Consider the following 22,362-nt stretch of genomic DNA (forward strand, 5'->3'; position numbering starts at 1 on the left):
CACCCTGCCAATTAATCATAAAATTCTTTTTTATCGTAGATTCTTAGGCAAATCAGAGATAATACAAAAATTCCAAATACAAAATATACTAAGTTGAACCATTGATCTGCCGGCGTTATCCAAGTTTCTAGCGTAATACGCGCTCTCCCCAGAAACAAGCTGAATTGTTCTGGAACAAGGCCGTCTGTCCCGAGGATGACCAATGCTGCAAAAAAAACATAGATATTCTTCTTTAGAATCAACTTTAAAAATATCACACATGTCGCGATAAATAAGATTGCGAGAAATCTAGAGCTTAAAACATATGCCCAAACTTTTACGCTTGTGACATGAGGAACATATAGTGGAAAATACTCTTTATTATCAAGTAAAAAGTACACCATCCCCTCCTCTGATCCCCATAAATTATTGATATGTCCTGTAAGAATAAATGAAGCTATAATTCCGCCCAAAGCCATTATTATAGTAAAACAGGCACTTAAGAAAATAGAAAAGATAAAGTGGTTATAAAATAAGTTTCGTTTCTGCTTGATTCTTAGCACAAATGTATCCCGTTCAAATTGATCCATGAGCAAAGGGAGAATAATCGCAAAGATTGGAAGAGCCCCCAGTACTAACGGCATTATGCCGGCGCTTCCTCCCCATCTGACATTTGAAACATAATCGAATAAGGAATTACTGATTGCGTTGTCTGCAGTAATGACACTAACGATAACGATACCTATAAAGTAAGCAATAATTAGAATTAGCATTCTGATGGATATATTTTTAAGATCAATCATTGCTGGTATCGACCCCGCCGGGTTTTTCTTCAGCTATCATCCCTGCAAGATGTAAACCATAATCTTTTTTCGATAGCTCTTTACTACCAGTCACATCCAAATAAAATTTGTCATCTGGAATGCCTTTATTGATCTCGATATTCTTAACTGTGAGAGATAGAACGGGTTCATTCTGTTGGCCATAACATTTTAAGCCCAACAGGGCACCAGTTTCTTTTGAAACCGTCATACTAAAAGGGCCGGCTAAAAATTCAGATGTTTTTTTTGTAAGTTCCCCCTCAATTAGATAGACAGGCATGCCAAATTGTTCTCCTTCTTTATAGTGCCAATCTGGATAATTGTTATATATAAGTACAAACCATTCACTATTAGTAACTTCTTGGTTATATACACCCAAATAATGCCTTTCGTTATCAGTGATAACTTCTTTGGTGAAAATATTTTTCTCAGGAATTTGGCTTATCGCAATGCCATCTTTTAATAATACATTTTCTGTTTCAATAACCTTTCCATCGTTAATTATTTGATATTGTGAACGGTTTTTCTTCTTATCGAAGTCAACATGGAACTGAAAATGCATCATTTCACCATCTAGTGGGTATCCAAATTCAAATTCCCCTTGTGCATTTTGAATATAGTCCCAGGAATAAAACATTTTTTCCACAATATGAAATTGATCCGGATATTTTTTTGCAAATTCTTCTTCTGTTTTCATCTGAAAAGGAAACTGTTCCTCTTTAAGCGGATCTCTGTGTGTCTTATTAAATCTGACAGATTCATTGATTTTTACAAATTTCTCAGCTTCACTGACTTCTACAGGTCTCTCATTATTATTGACGACAACGTTTTTCTCACTCGCCGACTTGTTGACAACACTTGGATAAATCTTGATTCCGAGTAACACCAGTGCCAGCAAAGTAACAAGTATAATTGGTAGCACTTGTTTTATCATCGGCCGTTCCTTCTAGATGAATTGCTAGTATACATCCCGCCGGTCTTTTCTTGGTAATTCTCAATATCTGCAATATTGTAATCGAAATTGGGCAGTTCTACTCCTGAAACTTCTAGATGAAACACATCTTCAGGAACGCCTTTATTAATCGAAATATTTTTCACCGTGACCGTTACAATGGGCTCATTACCTTTTCCGTAACATTTTAAATCTAATAGTGCACCAGTATCCTTTGAAACTGTCATTGTAAATGGACCAGCTAATCTCTGAGATATACTCTCCGAAATTTCGCCATCAATTTCATAAACAGGCATACCGAACTGTTCGGCTTCTCGATATTCCCAATCTGTATAATTGTTACGAAGCAAAATAAACCACTCACTGTCAAAAATGTACTGACTATAACCCAAAAAGTAATCATTACCCGTTATGACTTTTTTATTGTATATATTTTTCTCAGGATTTTGACGTAGAAGAGTGCCATTCTTGAGTAAAGAATTTTCTGACGCAATCAAATTGCTACCCTGGTATTCTTCATATTTCGTCCGGTTTTTGCCGTTATCAAAATCAGCATAAAACTGAACTCGCTGTATGTTATCCGGATCACTATAACTGAATTCAAATTCGCCGTGTGCGTTGTGAATATATTTACTGGAGAAATATAATTTTTTTAAAATACTAAATTTATCAGGGTTTTGTTGTGCGAGCACATGATTATATTTCAAATCGTCGTACCAGAACGATTGCTTATACTGCATATAATCTTGTTTCATGTTCACACCGCGATATTCTGCACGACTTACTTCACTTATGATCGCCTGTTGATCAGGTTGATCCTCTTGGGCAAGATTAATTTGTTTTGCTGTAAAATGAATGATCCCGGCTAAAAATATGCATAACACAGATGCACTCAAAATCATATTTACCTTGCTCTGTAAAGAAAGCTTTTCTCTTTTTGGCTTTTCAATCGTAAACTTATTTATGGCCTTTAAAACATTCTGTTTATGTTTCTCCTCAAAACGGATATCTTTTAAAAGCGTTTCATTCATTTTCTCATTTAGATTTTCAAGCCTTTTATCCATTGTGCTTTCCTCCGTCCAGCATCTTTTTTAATTTTAGACGCGCACGGTGTAATCTTGATTTAACCGTGTTCTGATTTAACTCCAGTAAATCAGCTATTTCGTTTATTTGAAGTTCTTCATAATAATGTAAAATAATAACCTCACGCAAAATAATTGGCAGCGAAACGACCATCTCGGAAATGAAAAGACTTTCTTCATTGATTAATATTCTTGATTCTGTTGATTCCTCAGAGCGGTTCCATTTGGGACTAAATATATTGGTAAAGAGGACATTTTTATAAGCCCAGCTTTTCATAACATCTTTGCACTTATTAACTGTTATCCGATAAATCCATGTTTTATATGAAGATTCGCGGCGAAACATATCCATATTTTTGTAGCATTTTATAAATACTTCCTGTGCAATATCTTCAGCTAACTGTTTTTGGCGAACATATGTATATGCCAGTCGAACCACACTCTTACCATACTCTTCCATCAGCCATACAAGCCGTTCTTCCCGGCTTAAACTGTCGTGTGTCTCTGCTTCCGATCTCTCCCTTTCAAACATGATAGCCTCCTCTCTTTTCCAGTTTAGACGACACCCTCAATATTTTGGTTTTATGTTTCTTGGAAAATTTAAAAATATTACATTATGAATCATATTTGACTCATTAAATTTCTTAATTTTACCATAATTTTTACTATTCATAAAAAAAATCCTTACTGAAATGACTGAGTAAGGATACTTTAGTGATTCTAAAGAAAATAATTCTTTTGTCATTAAGGTCTTTACTTGACTTAATTGTCCTTGATTTATGAATGAGCTGTTTTCCCTTACGAACTGTCAACAGGAACTCCGTTGTCATAACAATAGGCGTTCTTGATTTATTATCTACAGGTAGTTGTAAATTGCTATGATTAATTATCTTCCTTTAAATGAGGGCTTGATCTTTTCCAAGAATGATTTAGTTCCTTCTCTAAAATCCTCTGAAGCAGCTATCAAACCGAAGTAATCAGCACCGAGAAGAGCGGACTCTTCCAAAGATAGGTTACCGCCTCGATGAATTGCCTCCCATGTCAGTTTTACAGCGACAGGAGCCTGAGACAAAACTTCCAGGACAAGAGTTTCTGTTTCTAATAGTAACTTATCAGGTTCAACGATCCTATTAATCAATCCTATTCTGTAAGCTTCGTCTGTGTTTATCGTATTTCCGGTGAGCAACAATTCTGCAGCACGTCCCTTACCTACAAGTCTGGGGAGCCTTGTAGTTCCTCCAAAACCGGCAATAGCTCCAATACGGACTTCAGGATGACCCAATCTGGCATGATGAGCAGAAACACGGAGCATGCAGGCTTCAGCTAACTCAAGACCACCTCCTAGTGCGAAGCCGTTGATAGCAGCAACCACTAATTTCCCCAATGATTCTATTTTATTATTAACCGTCACAGCTAACTGAGCTAAATCCCTTACTTCCAGAGGAGTAGCTTTATTGAGAAACTGAATGTCCGCACCTGCGGAAAATGCCTTTTCCCCTGCACCGGTAATGATTACTGCCTTTACGCTATTATCACTTTTAATTGTGTCCAGGATGGATGAAAGTTGTTCCAGTACATCCAGGTTTAAAGCATTTAGTGCTTCCGGTCTGTTTAATGTAATTCTTGCAATTCCATTTTCTTCAGTGTAGAGTACAACATCTTTGTTTAACATCATAACCCCTCCAATATAAATGTTTTAAGTATTTTTTCATAGCATTTTTCTTTTGCAATCACCTAGTTTTCAGAGTGTTTCTTAAGCCATGTATACAAATCTGCAAAAACCTGGTCCCGTTGTATATCATCTTGCGGGTTATGCAGCATTTCGGGATATCCAATCCATTTCTTGTCTTCGAACATAACTTTCTCAAAGAAAATCCGGGCCATTTCCGGCGGAACAATTCGATCTTTTAACCCGTGCATCATCAGCAAAGGCACGTTTAAAGTATAAGCATCATTTATTACCCTTTTAATAGCCCCCAGCATCCCTCTAGCCAGTCCAATGGTTTTCATTTGGTGCTGGAGGGGATCTTTTTCAAGGTCGGCCAAAATGACAGGATCCGATGTCAATACTTTGAAATTAGGTTTGTATTGTACGGACGCTGCGTTAGGAGTGTTCTCTGGTGTATTATCCACCACCTTTTGCAGTTCCCGGTGATTTAGCGCTGGGCATATGGCAACCACGCCATCAATCCCGGACGGTTCGTGCATTACATAATCCAGGGCGATAAGACCTCCCATGCTATGTCCAATTAAAAATAAGGGTCTTTTCCCCTCACTCTCTCTAACCATTTCTAAAAAGCAGCGGAGATCCTCGAGATATTCAGCCCACTGATTAATAAAGGCCCGTTGGCCAGCAGACAAGCCATGTCCGCGTAAATCCATGGCATATAATGAAAACCCTTTCGGTGCAATAAAGTTTGCAATATTCTGAAATCCACCACTATGAGAACCTAACCCATGGATAGCAATGACTGCAGCCTGGTGTTTGCTGGATCTCCAATTTCGATAGAACAAGTCAACTCCCTTATATCCTTTAAAATGGTCGTGGACACACTCCATAGTTTACTCCCTCCATTCCAGTTTTACTGGCAATTTTACTAAGATGGGAAACACCGGGCAAACGATTTCAACAAACGCACATCCCCTTTTACTTTGATCTTCCGTGTCAAAACTGCATTTAAAATATGAATTTCTTTTCTGATAAATTTAAGCCATGTTTCACTGTCAGCAAAAACATGCACATCAGGTATTCCAGTTAATTGACTCTCAATTTCAATTTTTTTGTCCTTAATATGAATTGCCGCTTCCAACTCTTCCTTTCCAGAAAAGGTAAAGTGATAGGTTGCATCAAGGTCTTTTGCCTGGTTCCGTTGAAAGACATGCGGCATCGAAAAGATCAATGCCTTAACGGAAGAAGGTGGCTGCAGTGGACTAGGAACTTGCTTCACTTTCTTATGTGGAAATCGTCTCTGCACATATTCCTCGGCGTCAGAACCCCGAACAACATACACGGTTTCTTCCTGTTTTTGCAACGGGTTTACAATCTCACGCACAAACTGCTTCCGGTTCTCGATGTACGTTCCAATCACATCTTCACCTGCGGGGCACACAGCCATACAATATGCTGCCTTATAATTGGCACCGAAGGACAAACTTTGCCACATCGATAGTGTTTCTCCCTCGCTTACTTTACTCCGATATTCCTTCGTATTCTTGCTTTCCACCAAATTTTCTACCCAATCTGAAAACCCACCAAGAAATTCTCGATAATTATGCGTAAAACAAGCGGAAAAATTGAAATGTCCATCTGCCCCGATCGCTCCTACTGGACAGGCTGCCACACATAATTTGCATTCCAAGCATGGGTTGTAATCAATTTGCTTGCTTTCTTCATTTACTTTGACATTTATGACAACAGTCCCTAAAACAATAAAGTTTCCGAATTTAGGATGGATGACATTCCGGTGAATCCCCATTTTTCCCAATCCTGCCGCAACTGCAATGGGCTTATGAGAAATCACCCACGGCTTCCCCTCTCTCATCACCTCCATCGGGAACCCCATCGGTTCGTTCATCGCCCTTATCCCTTTAGACTCTAATTCTCTGACAATACGGTGTCCTACTTCAGTAATCTGATCATGGACGTGATGAAATTCGATGTTGGCAATAGAACGAGCCGGGGATCTTACAGGTTCTCGATTCATCTTACAAACAAAACAAATCAATGTTTTTACTTGTGGGAAAAGAGATTTAATTTCTGCACGCTGATCATCCAATTCAGGTCGATCAATCGATACAAACCCGACATCATCAGCCCCTGACTGCAAGCATAAATCCCGCAGCCAGGATGCCTCCAGTACAGATGTTTCATTCTTTTGATTCTTGTGGAGATAATAATTTTGAACCGAAGGGTGTTCATTGAAATTATGATTCATTGATTTTTCCTCCCCAGTCAATATTATGATGACCTTAATAAAATATGATGGTTATCATATATCGTTTAAAAAAATAAAAGGTATTAACACAGGTTTTATTTAAAAAGACTTCGAATATGAACTTTCAGTTGTTCCTGGCAAGTTACGATAATCGTTTCACTCATGTCAGGATCATTGATTGCACGCGCCAACATTATAGCGCCAACCATACTAGAAACAATAAATATTGCCTCGTTTTTATACGATTCGGGTAAAAATTCACGTAACAAATCAATAAGTTCATGCAAGCTTTCTGTATAGGAATTGCGAACTAAATCAGACTGTTGTCTCACTTCACTGCCCAATGTGGGAAGCACACATCCCTGTTCCGGTTTATGCAAATGTTCCATACTAAGGTAGATTTCGATGATTTTAATAAGGCTTTCACTCGGAGTAAGGTTTTTCGCTATTTTTCTGAAAAAGCCAATTGTTTCCTTCATCCCATCGAGGCATGCTTCAGCAACCAATTGGTCTTTACTCTCAAAATGAGCATAAAATCCTCCATGGGTAAGACCCGCAGCTTTCATGATTTTAGGTACACTGACTGAATCTATACCGGATTTTCTGAATGCCCTCGATGCACTTTGAATGATCGCTTCGCGACTTTTTTGTTTATGATTTTTTGGATAGGGCATTTAAACACACTCCTTAATATGATATATATAATATTATATTATCAATATCATATGATATGCAAGATTAAAATTGGGGAATATTTCACGTTGTACGGTCCTAAACCGGTTTCGTTCTTCATCCTCCATTCAGGTGAAAGGGTTAAAAACAAGGTCGGAAACCATGGGCAACTCCTTGCAAGCTCCTTATATTATCTTTTATCAAGAATTGGCATATTCAGCACCGCAATGTCTATCCCCATCGATCGCGGAACGACGCGACCCTACTTACTGGATTGTTATTTCCTTATTCTCACGTTTCCAATGCCTCTTCACCACTGATCCTATTTAAACTTCCGCCATCATTGAATTGCTGATAATGAAATGCCTGCCCCAATGATAAGAATGTAACCCAAGCCAGATGTCACCGATGGGTTCCTCAAATATAAATAGATGTGGCCATGGCATAAAAGTGCCTTGCGTCGCCACTTTCATTCAGGTAGCACAGTTAGCTTTTCAATGCTTAGTTCATCACTATTCTTTTGATCATTTCTCCGATGGTTACTCCTATGAGCATGCTAAACAAAGTGCCGATTAAATAATATTCTGCAAATGATTTATCTTCAAACTGTTTGAATCTTGTAAGAGTTTTAAATGCCCCTAACAGTACTAAACCTTGATAAGCACCAAGAAAAACGAAAATGGCTATTAGAATTCTCTCGAAGATACCGATATATTTTCCAACGGAGTTGTTATCTGCCTCATTGAAATTCTGAAATTGGATCTTTATGCTTCTCTTTTCTTTTTCGCTAGCTGCAAATTCCCATGTCCGTTCAACCGTTATATTTCGATGTAAAGCATTGATTTGTGATTCTATTATTGATAAATTTTCACCTTGTTGATGATCTTCTATACTTGCTGCGATTTCTGGATTCAGATTTAATTCTTTCTTTATGTCCTTAAAGAACTCAGCTATTAAGTACTACTGCCCCATGTTAGCAGTATTAATAAAATCGCAACAGAAGTGATTTTTGTTGTTAAACTTATAGTTATTGCGTCTTGATAAAAATCAATAACTAAACCGGTTATTTCATTGATTGAAAAGACGTGGTTAAAAAATTTTAGGACGATATATATAGTTAAAATATGTAGGGTTTGATCCAGTAAAAAAAGTATCGTTCTTTTTTCAAGCAAAAAATAGAATATGTTTTTTCTCCAGGATTCATTACTTTTAGTGTATTCTATTATTTTCTCATCGTATATAATTTTCAATAGATCAGTAAAATAATGTACAAAACTTTATCCAAGGTTTTTAGATGAGCTATTTTTTTGCTGTCTTTAAGAATTTTTATTGCATCAGCTGAATTCCAAATCGCTTTTCCATTTACTGTATTTGGGTCAGTAAGATTCTGATTAATTATATCATCAAAACCCACACCAACATACAATGGTACCTGGTGTGTTTTTGATAATTTAAATAGATCTTTAAATACACGATATCCTTTATCAAAGTCATGTATTACGCCAAAAATTTCATCTCCGGCTCTGACTGTAAATTTAGTTATTATTTCATTTTCTTATTTAAGATTAAGTTCATTAGCTATATTTAGAAGTTCCTTCTGTTTGCTTTTGAGTCTGGAGTCAATTACATCCGCTGAAATACAAACACATTTTTTAATTATTTTATTTTCCAATTCGAATCCCTCTGTTTCATTGAAATGCTATTAAAATTGTTGCTATACATTGAATTATACACATACTGGGATTTAAGTGAACAAAAAATTACCGGAAAAGCCGGTAAGTTTCAATACTTACTGGTTTTTCCGGGCTTGACATATTAAATTTAAAACAATGGTTTATAGAGGAATAAATAAGGATAGAAATATTCACATTTAGTAGAGCGACTAAAGTGAATAGAAAGCACTGCTACTCTTATCACGAACACATGGGCTTAATTTATTTTGTAAAATGGGTTCCCACCCCGGTCGAACTAAATCGGGGTCTGCGGTGAATATTCTTATATAGGTTCAATGTAGTACTAATTTCTAGAAACATTGCCTGTATAATAGGAACTTGCCAATTAAATCAGACTGGGCCTTGTGCTGTTTAATTTATTCTTAAACTCCTCCAGTATTTTTTTTCGCTCTTGATAGTCTGCGTCATCGCCCTCCTGCCATAGAGTAAGGTCTGCACCTTTTTCAATCAGCTGGATCGCCTTCTTTTTGACTGAAGGGCTCAAAGCTCTATGCCGCATTTGCAGAGCAGCCAGAGAGATGAACAGAATGGATTCATCTGCCTGCTTATCTTCTTCATCTTCATAGTCGTTTCGAGAATTATTGTTGTAGCTTTTCTCGGACTTGCTCCGTCATCCATCAGTTCATTCCATTCATCTTGAATATCACATGACAAATCATCTTCCCATAAGCCAGTACCCCAAGCTCCCATCCTTGATCCTTCATTCATAAAATAATTCCTATTTTATCAATTCTCTTTTTTTTTACAGATTACCTCCTTATCAACTTCTGAGTTATTTACCCTTTCAAACATCTTTATTTAAACAGCAATTAACTTAACCTAGTATGCTAAATTAACCAAGTGCTGCTTTTTTTGCTTTATTAACGTTATGGTCGAGCTGAATGAGCGATAAGAATCTTTTAGAGCGCTTAATCGTAGTAAATAAGAGGATTTCTATAATAATTGAGGAGTGGAATGATTAGCGAAAAAGGGTGTATGAAATGTGGAAGCAGAGATACTGGAACTAAAGAAGTAGCAATAACAGGAACGGGTCTTTCAAAAATGTTTGATCTTCAACACAACAGCTTTACTGTAGTTTTTTGCAAGAACTGTGGATATTCCGAATTCTATAACAAGAATTCAAGCACTGCTTCAAATGTAATTGATCTGTTCTTTGGAGGGTAATAGGTGGTAACAAGGTGAAATCCTATTTTTTATAATGGTAAAGTGCAGAACTGTGCAATGAAAACATAGAACTTTGCCAGCCGTAAAAAGACCGGCTTTTTACAATAAAACAGGGGTGTGTATCATTATCTATCTATAACTCCCCCTGTTGCCTAGCTATTTTAATAAATCCCAAGGCTTTTAGCCACGCTTCTGATTTCACCGCCTGCGGTAAGTCCTCCATCGACTACTAGCTCGCTGCCCGTAACAAACGAAGATTCATCAGACGCTAAATACAGCACTGCGTTCGCAATATCTTCAGGCTGTCCTGCTCGCTGCATCGCTGTTACGTCATAAAATTTTTCTACCATATCTTTCGCAGGCTCAGTCAAAGGAGACCAGATAAATCCTGGATTTACTGAATTAACTCTGATACCCATTTCAGCAAATTCCATGGCTGCTGCTTTTGTCATTCCGCGTACAGCCCATTTGCTGGCGGTATAAGGTGCAGCAAAATATCCGGTCATTCCTGCAATGGATGACTTATTAATTATCGAACCGGAGCCTGAGCGCTTAAGTAATTCCGCACAGTATTTCATACCTAGAAATGTTCCAGTTTGATTAATTGAAATGACCCAATTCCATTCCTCCAGTGTGCAATCAACAAATTTAACCCTCTTGGTAACTCCGGCATTATTAACTAATATATCAAGTTTACCAATTTCTTTATCAATTAAATCGACTGCATTTATCCAATCTTCTTCTTTGCTGACATCCAATTCAATAGGAATTATACGGGCAGATCCGGCCTTTTCAACTAGTTTTACTGTTTCTTCTAGTTCATTTTTAAGAACATCAGCCATAATGATTAGGCTAGCTCCTTCTTCGGCAAACGCCTTGCATTCCATTGCCCCGAGGCCGCGTGCGCTTCCGGTGACTAATGCGATCTTCCCTTTAAGTCTCTCTCCCATGATTAATCCTCCTCCTCAATTTTTTTGCAGGGTTGATACATACTGCAATCAGCTTTAATTCTGTTCAAAAAAATATCAATCAAGTATGAACCCCCCAGCATTTTACACACCAGGGGGGAAGAGAAAAAACAATTTTGAGAGGTTTAATGTTTAACCGAAAATAAAATCACGTAGAGGTTCATCGCCTTTTCGGGCAATCTCAGTGGAAAGTAGTGCAGCGCAATTTGGACAGAAGAACTCGCGATATACTACTTCCGCGTCAACAAAGCGGTCCATGTTCACAGGTTTAATGCCAACGTTCCCTGCATCTATCTCTCGAACTGGTACATATTCTTTATAATTTTTATCGCTCGTTGTAAGAGCATCCCCACAATGAGAACAGCAGATATCTGTTGTTCCATTATTAGTATTAAACCAAAAATTATCACCCAAAGTAGTAGCATCTTTTGGTACTGTAAATATCGGCTGTTCAGGGGACTCTAAGCGGACTGAGATTGGGACCCCTGCTTCTTCAAGACGTTTTCGACGAATTTGTAAGCGCAGCTGTTCGGTACCCATTTGATCAACACTTTCTTCATTAGTAAGGGAGACACCATAGACCGACTGAGCAAAGGTAGCTGAAGTTATCCCAGCCATTATATCCTGGCGAACTAACTCTGGATCCCGATCAAGCGGATCTCCATAACCTGCGCAGGATCCCCAATTCCATTCCAGAACATCTGTGTCACCTAACTCAAGAGCAGGCCCTTTTCCGGTTAATGAGGGACGCTCACCTTCAAGTTCCTCTACGCTGTTTATTAATTTTCCTGAGTTAAGGATATTCTTTATGTTCGACGATTTAACTAAGACCGTTTCACCCCGAGTACCTGGAGAACCGCCTAGAACCCCAACAGTTTTAGGAATGCCTTCAGCAGTATACACACCTAATCCTACCTGCCCTTTATGAGGCATATATGCTAAGATTCCGCCGTTGCCCCCTCTGAATTTCCCAGCACCGGCAGAATCCTGGTGCTCCTTTCGGTATAAGTACAGGATTGGCCAATCCCGCTCATAGCCTTCTACGTTTGGCCCCTGTCCTTCAGGAATCCACCATTGGCCATCAGCGAAAGATCCATCACGGGAAGGAGTGGCGCCACTGCTTCCAATCATTGTGTCCAACATCGGACCAACGTAATATTCACCTCTCTGATTCATACCTGCAGTAATATGAATTTGCCACTGACCATTAGTCGTACTTAAAGCTAATCGCCGAAGAGCAGGATCGCTGGAGGTTAACAACATTTTAGAAACTACCGCATTTGCCATCGCAATCCCAAGTTCTGAAGCATAAATTCCCGCAGGACTCACCGCTACTCCATAGTCGGGACAAGTCATTGTTCCTGGAGTAGGAGTGAACGTACAGTGACGAGCTGCTCCGCCTCCACCAGCCCCCATCTGATCAGCAAGCAGAATGACATTGAAAGCCGAAAGAATTGCTCCGCGCCACGCGGCAAACGGTAAATTAATCGCTCCAGCTGCACCTTGCGTACCGTTATTTTCAATCGTTAGGGAATTCCCTTTTTTTGTAATCGATAATTCGATCCGGTATACACCACGATCCCCTGTCACTGCCACTTCCTGATAGGCACGTTCCTTCCAAGTCCCATCAGGGATAGTTTGCAGGCGGTCAAGAAAGGCGCTTTCACTCGTATTAAGCACCTTTTTCATGACACCTTTCACCGTCTTAGCCCCATATTTTTTAATCAAACCAAGGATGCGCTTCTGCGAAGCATGACATGCTGCAATCGCCGCGCGTAAATCCAACGCCACGTTTACAGGTGTACGTGACTGACGCCTAAAAGCAGCTTCTATCTCAATATCTAATTTGCCTTCCTTAACAATCCGCATAGGTGGGAAAACTGGGGGATCATGGAAAACGTCTATTGCACCCGGGCAAAAACTGCCTGGTGTGGTACCGCCAACATCATTCTGATGCAAACAGTTTGCAACCCAACAAAAGATTTCACCTTCCCAGAATACTGGTGCAAATATCCCCACATCCGGCTGGTGTGCAGTCCCAACCCATGGATCATTTTGCATAAAGACGTCTCCTTCATGAATTCCAGGTTCTTCACCCCGTTTTTCGATCACATACTTGATCATTACATCAAGCATTCCACCAAAATATTGAAGGTAAGGACCGAAGAAAAGGATTTCGGCATCCTCTGTAAAAATGGCTGTTTGAAAGTCTCGTGTTTCAAGGGTAATGGGTGAAACCGCAAGATTCTCTACGATTTTCCCTTGCTCCTGATTCACATTCCAAAGGTTATGCCTGATTACTTCATAGGAGATTGGATCAATTTTTTCATCGTATTCACGGTGAAGTTTTACTGAAGGCGGTATTTGTAAGGGCTCAATTGGAATATAAGCATGCTGGTCACCGTCCCAAAATTTGCGATGCTTCTCTATCTCTTGAAGAGTTTTCATGTTTTTCCTCCTCATCTGAATTTGAATTAATTCGAATAATATAATCACCATGCTCGGTTTTGGTAACAGTTTGATTCTCATCAACAACAATCGAAGTACCGAGCAAGTCAATCACGGCAGGTCCTTCCACAATATTGCCACTAACCAGCAGGCTTCCATTATAGATTTCTGTGTCTACCGGCGGACGATTACGGCTAAAATAAACTTTTCGATTTGATTTCCGAGCTTGCGCATTCGGAGTTTTTCCAGTAGCCCAATCCATCTTTCTTTCGAACTTTCGTACCTCTACCATTGGTTCGCTTCGAACTGATACAATTTCAACTCTTGCTTCTGGGAGGAGCGCAGCCGAACCGTATCTTTCCCCATATTGACGAGTAAATTCTGCAATTACCTCTTGTATTGAAGATTTATCTAAACGACCAGTCGGTATTTTAATTTCCAACTCATGCCGTTGCCATTGATAACGAATCTTCGCGTATCGTGAAAAATGAATCGGAGCATCAGTACCTACCTCTGTAGCAACAATCACTTTTCCCTTATCTTCTAACCGATTTAATGGCTCTTCCAGTTCCTCAGGTGCAAATGGTGTAAGGAGTCCAACCTCCTCTTCTAGCTCATAGCGGATATCGCTGGTGGATATGCCAAAAGCAGACCAAACTGAAGAGGTTTCACCAGGCACGACGATCATTTTAATCCCGAGATCACGGGAATAAGCAGCTGCATGAATTGGCCCTGCTCCACCGTATGCAACAAGTGCAAAATCCCTCGGGTCAAATCCTTTACCAATGACCTCGTTTTCTATTAGATTAGCCATTTTTGCATTTACGATCTCCACTACACCCATTGCTGCATCAATGATTGATATTCCCAGAGGTTCAGCAATCTTTGACATTGCCTCCCCTGCCATACCAACACTAGGCTTAAGTCCTTTTCCGCTTCCAAATACTGTTTCAGGGTCAATATAACCTAATAAGAGATCTGCATCAGTTACAGTAGGCTGAGTGCCGCCCATTTGGTAACATGCAGGTCCAGGGTTTGCCTTCGCGCTTTGAGGACCAACCCTCATTGCGCCGCTATAAGGATCAATCCAGGCAATGCTCCCGCCGCCAGCACCAATTGAGATGATTTCCACATTCGGTACGTTATATTGGTATTTTCCCAATACCGTTTTTTCGGCTGAGACCGGCTGTCCATTTTTAATCAGTCCGATATCAAAACTAGTACCGCCCATGTCTGTTGCTATAAGATTACTAATGCCCAATTCTTTCATTATTTTTACGCAGCCCATCAGACCTCCAACAGGCCCCGATCCAATTGTCTGCACAGGAAGCTGCTTGCTGCGTTCCAACGGAATCATGCCTCCATGGCATTGCATAATCAGCAAAGGAGCCCTAACGCCTTTATCTTGAAGACTGCTTTTAATTTCTTCTAAATATTTAGAAGTGACAGGACCTACATACGCGTTAATGACTGCAGCAACTGTTCTTTCATATTCTCCCAGCGTCTTGCTTACTTCATGTCCACAGGTAACAAAGACCGATGGATCAAGTTCCTGAATAATTTCCTTAACCCGTTCTTCGTGTTTTGAATTTTTAAATGACCAGAGGAAAGATATCGCAATAGCTTTGATTCCTTGGTCAAACATCTTTTGAACTGCTTTTCTCACACCGGTTTCATCAAGTGGCACGACCACTTCACCTTCTGAGTCAATGCGTTCCGTAATCCCAATTATAGAATCTTTTGTGACAAGGGGAGCTGGTTTCGCTGTCTCGGTTATGCGCAGAATATTTTCCGATGGCTCCCCGGTAACCCTCCCCAGTCCACGCATCATATTGATTGTATCTTCAAACCCATGAGTTGTAAGTAAACCCACCCGCGAGCCGTTATGCTCTACAACGGTATTAGTCGCAACTGTAGAACCATGTGAAATCATCGTGATATTCCGATACAGGTCATTGGGAGATAAATTTAGCTTCTCTGCTGCAGACTCAATACTATTAAAAAATCCTGACTTGAATTGATCGTTATATGAAGTCAATGCTTTTCCCTCGACTACCTTACCATCACTGGTGACTAGCACCGAGTCTGTAAACGTTCCGCCAATATCTACGGAACAGATTAGATCAATCTTAGAACTGACCATAGTAATATCATCCTTTCCCACAAATTTAGTAAGCGTTTACAAAAAGGTTTAAGAGACAATGATATTTTAGTAAGTTTATTAGGGTTACTGATCACCTCACCTAATGAAAACAATATTTATAAAATAATAGATTTACCTATTACTTTATGATAAGGAATGAAAACTGCTTGCTTTCAAATTTGATATGTTAAAAAAATCTATAGTAAATATCAAAGAATTATGCCTTTCTCTACCAGGCTTGCTCTAACAATTCAATTACATCGTCTACTCTGTTTACTGATCTGGGGCTGCTTGCGACAACTAGATCTTCCATTGCGTCTTTAGCAATGGGACTAAATAATTCCTTGCTCACTTTTACGTCTCTAAGCCTTAATGGCAATTCGAGTTTTTTTATTAGGTTAATCACTAGATCCGAAGCCATTCTTCCAGCCTCTTCTGTTTCCATACCAGAAATATCTATTCCCATTGCTTTTGTGATAAGTGCTTGCTCATCCATGGTTTCCTGTAAGCAGTACTTCATCACATGCGGAAGCATTATGCTGGAAGTAATTCCATGAGCCACGTTTGCATGGCCGCCGATCTGATGGCCAATTCCATGACTGAGCCCCATCATAACGTTCGTGACCCCAAAAAAGGACATCCATGCTGCTAATTGGCACTGTAGCCGTGCGTAGATGTCAGTAGGGTCCTGTTTGCATTTGATTAGGTTTTCATTTAAAATTTTGATGGATTCCAAAGCTAATGTTGTTGTTATTAATTGTGCATTCTTGGAGTAAACAGTCTCGATTGCATGGTCCAGGGCACGGATACCGGAAGCTGACCAGAGCCAATCGGGTGTATCTAAAGTGACAAGAGGATCCAGGAACACACGCACTGGTGTTAATTTATCATCAATATACAATTCTTTAACTTTTGTCTGTTCGTTTGTAATGCCGATAATGCCTGAAAACTCGGCAGCAGAAAGAGTTGTTGGAATAGAAATATGTTGAATTAATGCACTTGAGATAGAAGGAATTTCGATTTTATCAGGATATTCAAACGTCACCGCAAACTCTTTTAGTCCGTCTACAGATTCTATTCCTTCGCCTAAGACTAAAGCAACAGCTTTCGTTGTATCGATCACAGTTCCACCGCCGATACTAATCAATAAGTCAATATTTTTGTTCCTTATTTGATCTGCAATCGTAAAGACTGTAGACGCGGGCGCATGTTGTATTGTACCTGATAATACTGACACTAAACGGTCTCCCAGTAAATCTTTAATCTTTTTGAGAGAGGATGAGTTCATTAATGAATTACTCGCAATGACAGCGATTCTTTGGCTTCCCAGCTGACCAATTTCGTTTGGAAGTTTTTCAAGCACCCCCTCTCCAAAAACTACTTTCTCAATTGGCAAAAACCGATATTCTCCATTCAAGACATTAGCCATATGCTTTCCATTCCTCCAAACCAGCTAATTTTTTCTGAATTATTGTAAGCTCTATTCTCAGTGTGTTCGGCAAGTATTCGTAAACTTCCGGATATTTGTTGAGGCTATATGCCACCAGAGTTTTAAAGGATTGTTGCGTAAAAGGATTTATATTCAGAATCTAATTTTTATTAGCCTGGAATTAAACTTTCACTTTCCCTAAGTAAATTGAAGATAGTTGATTTGAATCCATTAGGGATTTTAAATGATCCACATTTCCGTGTTCTACAATCGTACCTCTTTCCATCACATAACCATGGTCAGCAATTCTCAGCGCCAGTGCAGCCATTTGTTCTGATATCACGATCGTTACTCCATTTGATTTCAATTCGTTTAGATATTGGTAAACGTGATCAACAATAATAGGTGCCAATCCTAAAGATGGTTCATCTAAAAGCAATAATTGGGGCATTGATAAAATTGCCATAGAAATGATCAATAGTTGTTGTTGTCCGCCGCTCAGTGTTCCAGCTTTTTGATTCCTCTTTTCAGCCAGTACAGGAAACCTCTCATAAACATTATTTATTCTGAGTGTAAGATTTTTTCGTTCTTTTTTTAGGTTCCGGAAATGAAAGGCCAAGACCAGGTTATCATGTACGGTTTGATCTTTGAATAATCGTCTTCCTTCCATGACATGTGAGATTCCTTGCTTGACCCGATCTTCTGCTGGAATGTTGTGAATGGGCCGGTTGTTGTAGATAACCTCGCCGTCATCAGGGTTGACCAATCCGCTGATTACGCTTAGCAGTGTTGATTTACCAGCCCCGTTTGCACCAATAATTGCAGTGATTTTATCTTTTTCTATGTCTAGTGAAACACCCTTTAAAGCTTTTACTGGACCATAATTCACATGTATATTCTTCATATTAAGCATGTTTTGCTACCCCCAGGTAAGCTTCGATTACTTGCCCGTTTGTTTGCATTCCTTCAACATCACCAGTATAGATTTCAATGCCTGAATCTAAAACTACCACCTTATCAACTAATTCTGTAACAAATTCCATATGGTGATCGATCAAGATCACAGGAATATTCTTTTGCTGTACAAAACGAATCAACCTAATTAAATGTTTCAGTTCGTTTTCTGACAAACCGGCAGCAGGTTCATCAAGCAATAATAATCTTGGTTCTGCCAGTATTGCTCGACCAACTTCTACTGTCCTTTGAATTCCATATGGCAGATTTCCTACCAGTTCATTTTCATATTCTTCAAGTTCGCAAAGACCCATGATTACTTGAACCTTTTCAAGCATCTTTTTCTCCTCTTCAATTGAAGACTTCAAATTAAAGGTACAGGACAGAATTCCCGAATCATACAACCGATGTCTTCCAAGCAGTAAATTTTCTTTTACCGTTAGATTAGGAACATTATGTGGATCTTGGAAAGTTCGGATGATTCCCTTCTTGGCAATTAAATGACTTTGAAGGTTCGTAATATCATCTGCTTTAAAATGGATATTCCCTGCAGAGACTTGGTAGACACCACTTATAACGTTAACCAGTGTACTTTTTCCCGAGCCATTTGGACCGATCAATCCGAGTATTTCACCTTCAAACAACTCAATGGAAACATCGTTTAATGCCCGTAATCCATCAAAGTCTTTAACAACATTCTTTATTGTTAATATTGGTCTATTAGATCGCTCTTGTTTGGGTGCAACAATATCTATTTTGGTGTTCCTTTCTGTATTTGCTGGAAATTTCATTTTCCTAATTTTTTTACTCTTGCTCAACTCGGTTCTTAACTTTAGTAATCCAGCAAATCCTTCAGGAATAGCCAAGAATGAAACTATTAAGAGTAATGAATAAATCATCAGTTGGTATTCCTGGATGAATTGAAGTTTATTTGGCACAAATGTTAAAAATCCAGCTCCCAAAATAGGACCTATTATTGTACCGAAGCCACCCAGTATCCCCATGACTAGTATTTCAACAGATTGCATCATGCCAAAAGTATCAGATCCGATGTAAGCCATTAAATGAGCATATAGCGCACCTGCTATCCCAGCTATAGTCGCACTCAAAATATATGCAAGCTGTTTAACATTACCAGGAGAGATACCAATACTCGATGCCGAAAGTTCACTTCGATGCACTGCTAAAAAGGAGCGGCCAAAATATGATTGAATGAAGTTCTTAAGCATCCATAAGAAAATCATCACAATGAATAACACTATCCAATAATAATAGGCCAAGTTCATCTGAATCCCAAATACAGTTAACGTACCTAATTTAGGAGAAGGAATATTGCTTAGCCCCATCACTCCACCTGTAATCGAAGACCATTCCTTTGCTATTTCTTGAATGATAAAACCGAATCCCAGAGTCATCATCGCTAGATAAAATTCTTTAACTCGTCTAGCCGGGAAAGAAAGTAAATAGCCGACCAGACCATTAAGAACTGCTGCTAATATTATAGTTGCGTAAATTGGAAGCCCAAATCTAATCATCATTACCGCCGATGTATACGCTCCTATCGCATAAAAAGCAGCATGCCCTAGTGAAATTTGACCTGCGAAACCGCTAAGCAAATTTATACTTTGCGCCAACAGTATATTAATGCCCCAGAATATGAACAATTGGAGATTTGACTCTGTAGCAACAAATGGGGTTAGAATAAACCCTAGATATACAACTGTTTTAGTAATTTGATGTTGTGAAGCTTTCTTAACTGCAGCTAAAACGGTCATACTTTTTGCACCACCTTACCCCCAAACATTCCCTCTGGCTTCACTGCTAAAATCAAAACAAGTATCGCAAAAGCAACCCCGTGTTCAGCTGATGTAGAAATATGTCCGCCAACTAACTTTTCAATTACTCCCAGCGACATCCCGCCAATCAATGCCCCTTTAGAACTTCCTAAACCGCCTAGCACGGCGGCTACGAAACCTAGCACCATAATATTCAAGCCAAAATCAGGACTAATTGTTCCATAAATCGGCGCGATTAATAAGCCGGCTAATCCAGCCAAAAAAGCACTAAGCATAAACGATATTGTGATAACTCTTTTTGATTTGATCCCCACTAATCTGGAGAACTCCGGATCAAAAGAAACAGCCTTCATCGCCTTGCCCCATACCGTTTTATTCATAATCAGTTCCATTAATAACATGATTCCGAGCGTCATTCCAAGAACTAACAGGTATTGTGCAGACAACTGCACGCCCATTACGTTGACATAATCCGTACTTTCAAAGATAAAAGAAGGAAAAGCGAGGGCTTGAGCACCCCATACTTTTGTTGCGAGCGCTTGCAAGAACAAACCTATACCTAATGTAGACACAATCCAGCCCATACTAGATGGGTATTTAAGTAGAGGTCTAACTGAAACCAGTTCTAACAATAATCCTAATAACACCATTCCGATAAAACCAAGAGTAATAGATAAGAACCACGGAAGATTTAGCCTCAGAAAAAATAATATCAGCATTGATGAAAACATGATAAATGACCCATGCCCGAAATTGACAACTTTGGTAGTCCAAAAAGTAATGTTAAAACCGTGGGCAATGAGAGAATAGATAGATCCTACACATATACCTGTGAAAATTAGCTCCAATGTAAACTGAATATCAAACATATAGGACCTCCTAAAAATATAAATTGATAATATGTTATAATTGCTGGGACTGATAATCCCAGCAATTTGGGAGACCTTTTACTGGTAAGGTACTAGCTTGATTTCGTTCCCTTCTTTCACGTATTGGAACAATCCAACCCCATCTTCACTTATTGCATGATGTTTGTCTTTATTAAAGAAGTACGTTGAATTTGTGCCTTTAAAATCCTCAATAGATTCAAGGGATTTTATTATATCTTCCGGTTTTGTACTATCTGCGTTTTTGATAGCTTCAAATAATACATTTGCTCCGTCATAAGCATTTACCACGCTTAATGACATAAATAGCTGTGGTTTTTCTTCGTTATCTCCCCACCATCGGTCTACACCATATTTAGCTTTGTATGCATCCGCAAATTCCTTTGCTTCTGGGGAAAGTGGCTCCTGCCCAAGTGCGCCAATCATTGAACCGATTGTCCCTTCAACCAGGTCACCTGCACCTTCTTTATATGGGAGTGACAGGGCTCCATTTGTGGCTACGAGCGGTATATCAATATTTAAACGATTCATTCCTTTTCTAATATTTGCAAGATCAGCACCAAGACCAATACAAAGTATTACTTCCGCACCAGCATTTTTAATCTTGGCCAACTGTGCAGTCATATCAGCAGCTTTCTGGTTATAAACTTCCTTAGCAACCGGTTCAGTTCCGTATTCTTCTTTTAAAATTTTTTCAATTAATTCCATACCGCTTTTTCCGTATGCTGTACTTTCATGAATTAAGCCTATTTTTTTCCATTTCTCACCTACGAATGCTCCGAGGACTTTTGCTTCTACGTCATTTTGTAATGCAAATGAGAAAACGTTTTTTCGAGGTGGCTTATCAGTTCCATTTGGATATGTGACATCTGTTGTTTGTGCTACTGGATTTATGTGAACCATCCCTTTTGCCTCGGTTATCGGCACCGTAGCTAAAGCGGGCCCGCTTCCCGCCGGTCCAATGACAGCAACGATTTCTTCGTCTTCCAGTAATTTTTGCATATTGACTGCAGACTTATCGGGTACAAGTTGATCATCTAAGGCTTCTAATTCAATTTTTTTACCATTAATTCCACCATCTTTATTCCACTTATCAATGGCCAGTTCAACTCCGCGTTTATTTCCTTCACCATATTCACTGTATGGCCCAGTGATTGCAGAAGTCATTCCAATTTTTATAGTGTCCGATTCTTCAGTTGCGGACGAACTTCCTGTTTTTATCGCAGAGTTGGAACATGCGGAAACAAACATCATCGCAAGCACAGTTATAACAGTTAATCCGGTGTTTATAGAAGAAAGCAGTTTTTTTTCCATTTAAATACCTCCATATGATGAATCGTATTGTCAAAAATTAAATATATAAATCAAGCAAATACATTGATATCAGAGGGTTTATAAG

General features: G+C 39.1%; 19 protein-coding genes. 1 reads left to right on the plus strand and 18 read right to left on the minus strand.

The window, feature by feature from the left end:
* Positions 1-11: 11 nt before the first annotated feature.
* From CU633_RS05085 to CU633_RS23260, 10 genes are all read right to left on the minus strand, one after another.
* A complete protein-coding gene (locus CU633_RS05085; protein WP_101658642.1) occupies positions 12-782 on the minus strand; it encodes a hypothetical protein in 771 nt (256 codons plus the stop codon).
* Positions 775-1,734 (minus strand): hypothetical protein, encoded by a 960-nt coding sequence (locus CU633_RS05090; protein WP_101658643.1) that lies wholly within the window; start codon positions 1,732-1,734, stop codon positions 775-777. Before CU633_RS05090 ends, CU633_RS05085 begins: the two co-directional genes overlap by 8 nt.
* Entirely contained in the window at positions 1,731-2,816 is a 1,086-nt protein-coding gene (locus CU633_RS05095; RefSeq protein ID WP_101658644.1) for a hypothetical protein, read from the minus strand. Before CU633_RS05095 ends, CU633_RS05090 begins: the two co-directional genes overlap by 4 nt.
* Complete coding sequence (locus CU633_RS05100; protein ID WP_142383392.1) at positions 2,809-3,366, minus strand: sigma-70 family RNA polymerase sigma factor; 558 nt, start codon at positions 3,364-3,366, stop codon at positions 2,809-2,811. Before CU633_RS05100 ends, CU633_RS05095 begins: the two co-directional genes overlap by 8 nt.
* Positions 3,367-3,720: 354 nt before the next feature.
* Entirely contained in the window at positions 3,721-4,506 is a 786-nt protein-coding gene (locus CU633_RS05105) for an enoyl-CoA hydratase-related protein (RefSeq protein ID WP_101658645.1), read from the minus strand.
* Positions 4,507-4,568: 62 nt separating this feature from the next.
* Positions 4,569-5,348 carry an alpha/beta hydrolase gene (locus CU633_RS05110; protein WP_180954867.1) on the minus strand — a complete coding sequence of 260 codons (780 nt, stop codon included), beginning with the start codon at positions 5,346-5,348 and terminating at the stop codon, positions 4,569-4,571.
* Between the two features lie 83 nt (positions 5,349-5,431).
* A complete protein-coding gene (locus CU633_RS05115; RefSeq protein ID WP_101658647.1) occupies positions 5,432-6,769 on the minus strand; it encodes an SCP2 sterol-binding domain-containing protein in 1,338 nt (445 codons plus the stop codon).
* A gap of 95 nt (positions 6,770-6,864) precedes the next feature.
* A complete protein-coding gene (locus CU633_RS05120; RefSeq protein ID WP_101658648.1) occupies positions 6,865-7,443 on the minus strand; it encodes a TetR/AcrR family transcriptional regulator in 579 nt (192 codons plus the stop codon).
* A 2,056-nt stretch (positions 7,444-9,499) separates the two neighbouring features.
* The gene (locus tag CU633_RS23255) at positions 9,500-9,673 is read right to left on the minus strand and encodes a hypothetical protein (RefSeq protein WP_257958505.1); all 174 of its coding nucleotides are present in this window, start codon (positions 9,671-9,673) and stop codon (positions 9,500-9,502) included.
* The gene (locus CU633_RS23260; RefSeq protein WP_257958506.1) at positions 9,655-9,864 is read right to left on the minus strand and encodes a hypothetical protein; all 210 of its coding nucleotides are present in this window, start codon (positions 9,862-9,864) and stop codon (positions 9,655-9,657) included. Before CU633_RS23260 ends, CU633_RS23255 begins: the two co-directional genes overlap by 19 nt.
* A 267-nt stretch (positions 9,865-10,131) precedes the next feature.
* Here CU633_RS23260 and CU633_RS05135 point away from each other — a divergent pair, with 267 nt between their 5' ends.
* Entirely contained in the window at positions 10,132-10,338 is a 207-nt protein-coding gene (locus CU633_RS05135) for a zinc ribbon domain-containing protein (protein ID WP_101658662.1), read from the plus strand.
* Between the two features lie 161 nt (positions 10,339-10,499).
* On the opposite strand, the gene CU633_RS05140 is transcribed toward CU633_RS05135, so the two are convergent.
* The 8 genes from CU633_RS05140 to CU633_RS05175 all read right to left on the minus strand — a co-directional run bounded on the left by CU633_RS05140 (position 10,500) and on the right by CU633_RS05175 (position 22,277).
* Positions 10,500-11,288, minus strand: a complete 789-nt coding sequence (locus tag CU633_RS05140; protein ID WP_101658650.1) for an SDR family NAD(P)-dependent oxidoreductase — start codon at positions 11,286-11,288, stop codon at positions 10,500-10,502.
* A 150-nt stretch (positions 11,289-11,438) separates the two neighbouring features.
* Entirely contained in the window at positions 11,439-13,754 is a 2,316-nt protein-coding gene (locus CU633_RS05145) for a hydantoinase B/oxoprolinase family protein (RefSeq protein ID WP_180954868.1), read from the minus strand.
* Positions 13,705-15,897 (minus strand): hydantoinase/oxoprolinase family protein, encoded by a 2,193-nt coding sequence (locus CU633_RS05150; protein ID WP_101658652.1) that lies wholly within the window; start codon positions 15,895-15,897, stop codon positions 13,705-13,707. The genes CU633_RS05145 and CU633_RS05150 overlap by 50 nt, the downstream gene beginning before the upstream one ends.
* A 229-nt stretch (positions 15,898-16,126) precedes the next feature.
* Positions 16,127-17,326 (minus strand): iron-containing alcohol dehydrogenase, encoded by a 1,200-nt coding sequence (locus CU633_RS05155; RefSeq protein WP_101658653.1) that lies wholly within the window; start codon positions 17,324-17,326, stop codon positions 16,127-16,129.
* Between the two features lie 181 nt (positions 17,327-17,507).
* Positions 17,508-18,239, minus strand: coding sequence for an ABC transporter ATP-binding protein (locus CU633_RS05160; protein WP_101658654.1), 732 nt, complete (start codon positions 18,237-18,239; stop codon positions 17,508-17,510).
* Positions 18,232-20,055 carry a branched-chain amino acid ABC transporter ATP-binding protein/permease gene (locus tag CU633_RS05165; protein WP_101658655.1) on the minus strand — a complete coding sequence of 608 codons (1,824 nt, stop codon included), beginning with the start codon at positions 20,053-20,055 and terminating at the stop codon, positions 18,232-18,234. Before CU633_RS05165 ends, CU633_RS05160 begins: the two co-directional genes overlap by 8 nt.
* Positions 20,052-20,945 (minus strand): branched-chain amino acid ABC transporter permease, encoded by an 894-nt coding sequence (locus CU633_RS05170; protein ID WP_219620944.1) that lies wholly within the window; start codon positions 20,943-20,945, stop codon positions 20,052-20,054. The genes CU633_RS05165 and CU633_RS05170 overlap by 4 nt, the downstream gene beginning before the upstream one ends.
* 78 nt (positions 20,946-21,023) lie before the next feature.
* Complete coding sequence (locus tag CU633_RS05175) at positions 21,024-22,277, minus strand: ABC transporter substrate-binding protein (protein ID WP_219620945.1); 1,254 nt, start codon at positions 22,275-22,277, stop codon at positions 21,024-21,026.
* Between the last annotated feature and the right edge of the window lie 85 nt (positions 22,278-22,362).

The sequence above is a fragment of the Bacillus sp. V3-13 genome, assembly GCF_002860165.1.
Classification (GTDB): Bacteria; Bacillota; Bacilli; order Bacillales; family Cytobacillaceae; genus Bacillus_BJ.

What these genes read in the sequence shown, in the direction of transcription:
- CU633_RS05145 (WP_180954868.1), bottom strand. Translation starts at nt 13,754, where the DNA reads ATGAAAACTCTTCAAGAGATAGAGAAGCATCGCAAATTTTGGGACGGT.
- CU633_RS05140 (WP_101658650.1), bottom strand. Translation starts at nt 11,288, where the DNA reads ATGGGAGAGAGACTTAAAGGGAAGATCGCATTAGTCACCGGAAGCGCA.
- CU633_RS23255 (WP_257958505.1), bottom strand. Translation starts at nt 9,673, where the DNA reads ATGCGGCATAGAGCTTTGAGCCCTTCAGTCAAAAAGAAGGCGATCCAG.
- CU633_RS05095 (WP_101658644.1), bottom strand. Translation starts at nt 2,816, where the DNA reads ATGGATAAAAGGCTTGAAAATCTAAATGAGAAAATGAATGAAACGCTT.
- CU633_RS05170 (WP_219620944.1), bottom strand. Translation starts at nt 20,945, where the DNA reads ATGTTTGATATTCAGTTTACATTGGAGCTAATTTTCACAGGTATATGT.
- CU633_RS05105 (WP_101658645.1), bottom strand. Translation starts at nt 4,506, where the DNA reads ATGTTAAACAAAGATGTTGTACTCTACACTGAAGAAAATGGAATTGCA.
- CU633_RS05155 (WP_101658653.1), bottom strand. Translation starts at nt 17,326, where the DNA reads ATGGCTAATGTCTTGAATGGAGAATATCGGTTTTTGCCAATTGAGAAA.
- CU633_RS23260 (WP_257958506.1), bottom strand. Translation starts at nt 9,864, where the DNA reads ATGGGAGCTTGGGGTACTGGCTTATGGGAAGATGATTTGTCATGTGAT.
- CU633_RS05090 (WP_101658643.1), bottom strand. Translation starts at nt 1,734, where the DNA reads ATGATAAAACAAGTGCTACCAATTATACTTGTTACTTTGCTGGCACTG.
- CU633_RS05150 (WP_101658652.1), bottom strand. Translation starts at nt 15,897, where the DNA reads ATGGTCAGTTCTAAGATTGATCTAATCTGTTCCGTAGATATTGGCGGA.
- CU633_RS05175 (WP_219620945.1), bottom strand. Translation starts at nt 22,277, where the DNA reads ATGGAAAAAAAACTGCTTTCTTCTATAAACACCGGATTAACTGTTATA.
- CU633_RS05120 (WP_101658648.1), bottom strand. Translation starts at nt 7,443, where the DNA reads ATGCCCTATCCAAAAAATCATAAACAAAAAAGTCGCGAAGCGATCATT.
- CU633_RS05160 (WP_101658654.1), bottom strand. Translation starts at nt 18,239, where the DNA reads ATGCTTAATATGAAGAATATACATGTGAATTATGGTCCAGTAAAAGCT.
- CU633_RS05165 (WP_101658655.1), bottom strand. Translation starts at nt 20,055, where the DNA reads ATGACCGTTTTAGCTGCAGTTAAGAAAGCTTCACAACATCAAATTACT.
- CU633_RS05085 (WP_101658642.1), bottom strand. Translation starts at nt 782, where the DNA reads ATGATTGATCTTAAAAATATATCCATCAGAATGCTAATTCTAATTATT.
- CU633_RS05100 (WP_142383392.1), bottom strand. Translation starts at nt 3,366, where the DNA reads ATGTTTGAAAGGGAGAGATCGGAAGCAGAGACACACGACAGTTTAAGC.
- CU633_RS05115 (WP_101658647.1), bottom strand. Translation starts at nt 6,769, where the DNA reads ATGAATCATAATTTCAATGAACACCCTTCGGTTCAAAATTATTATCTC.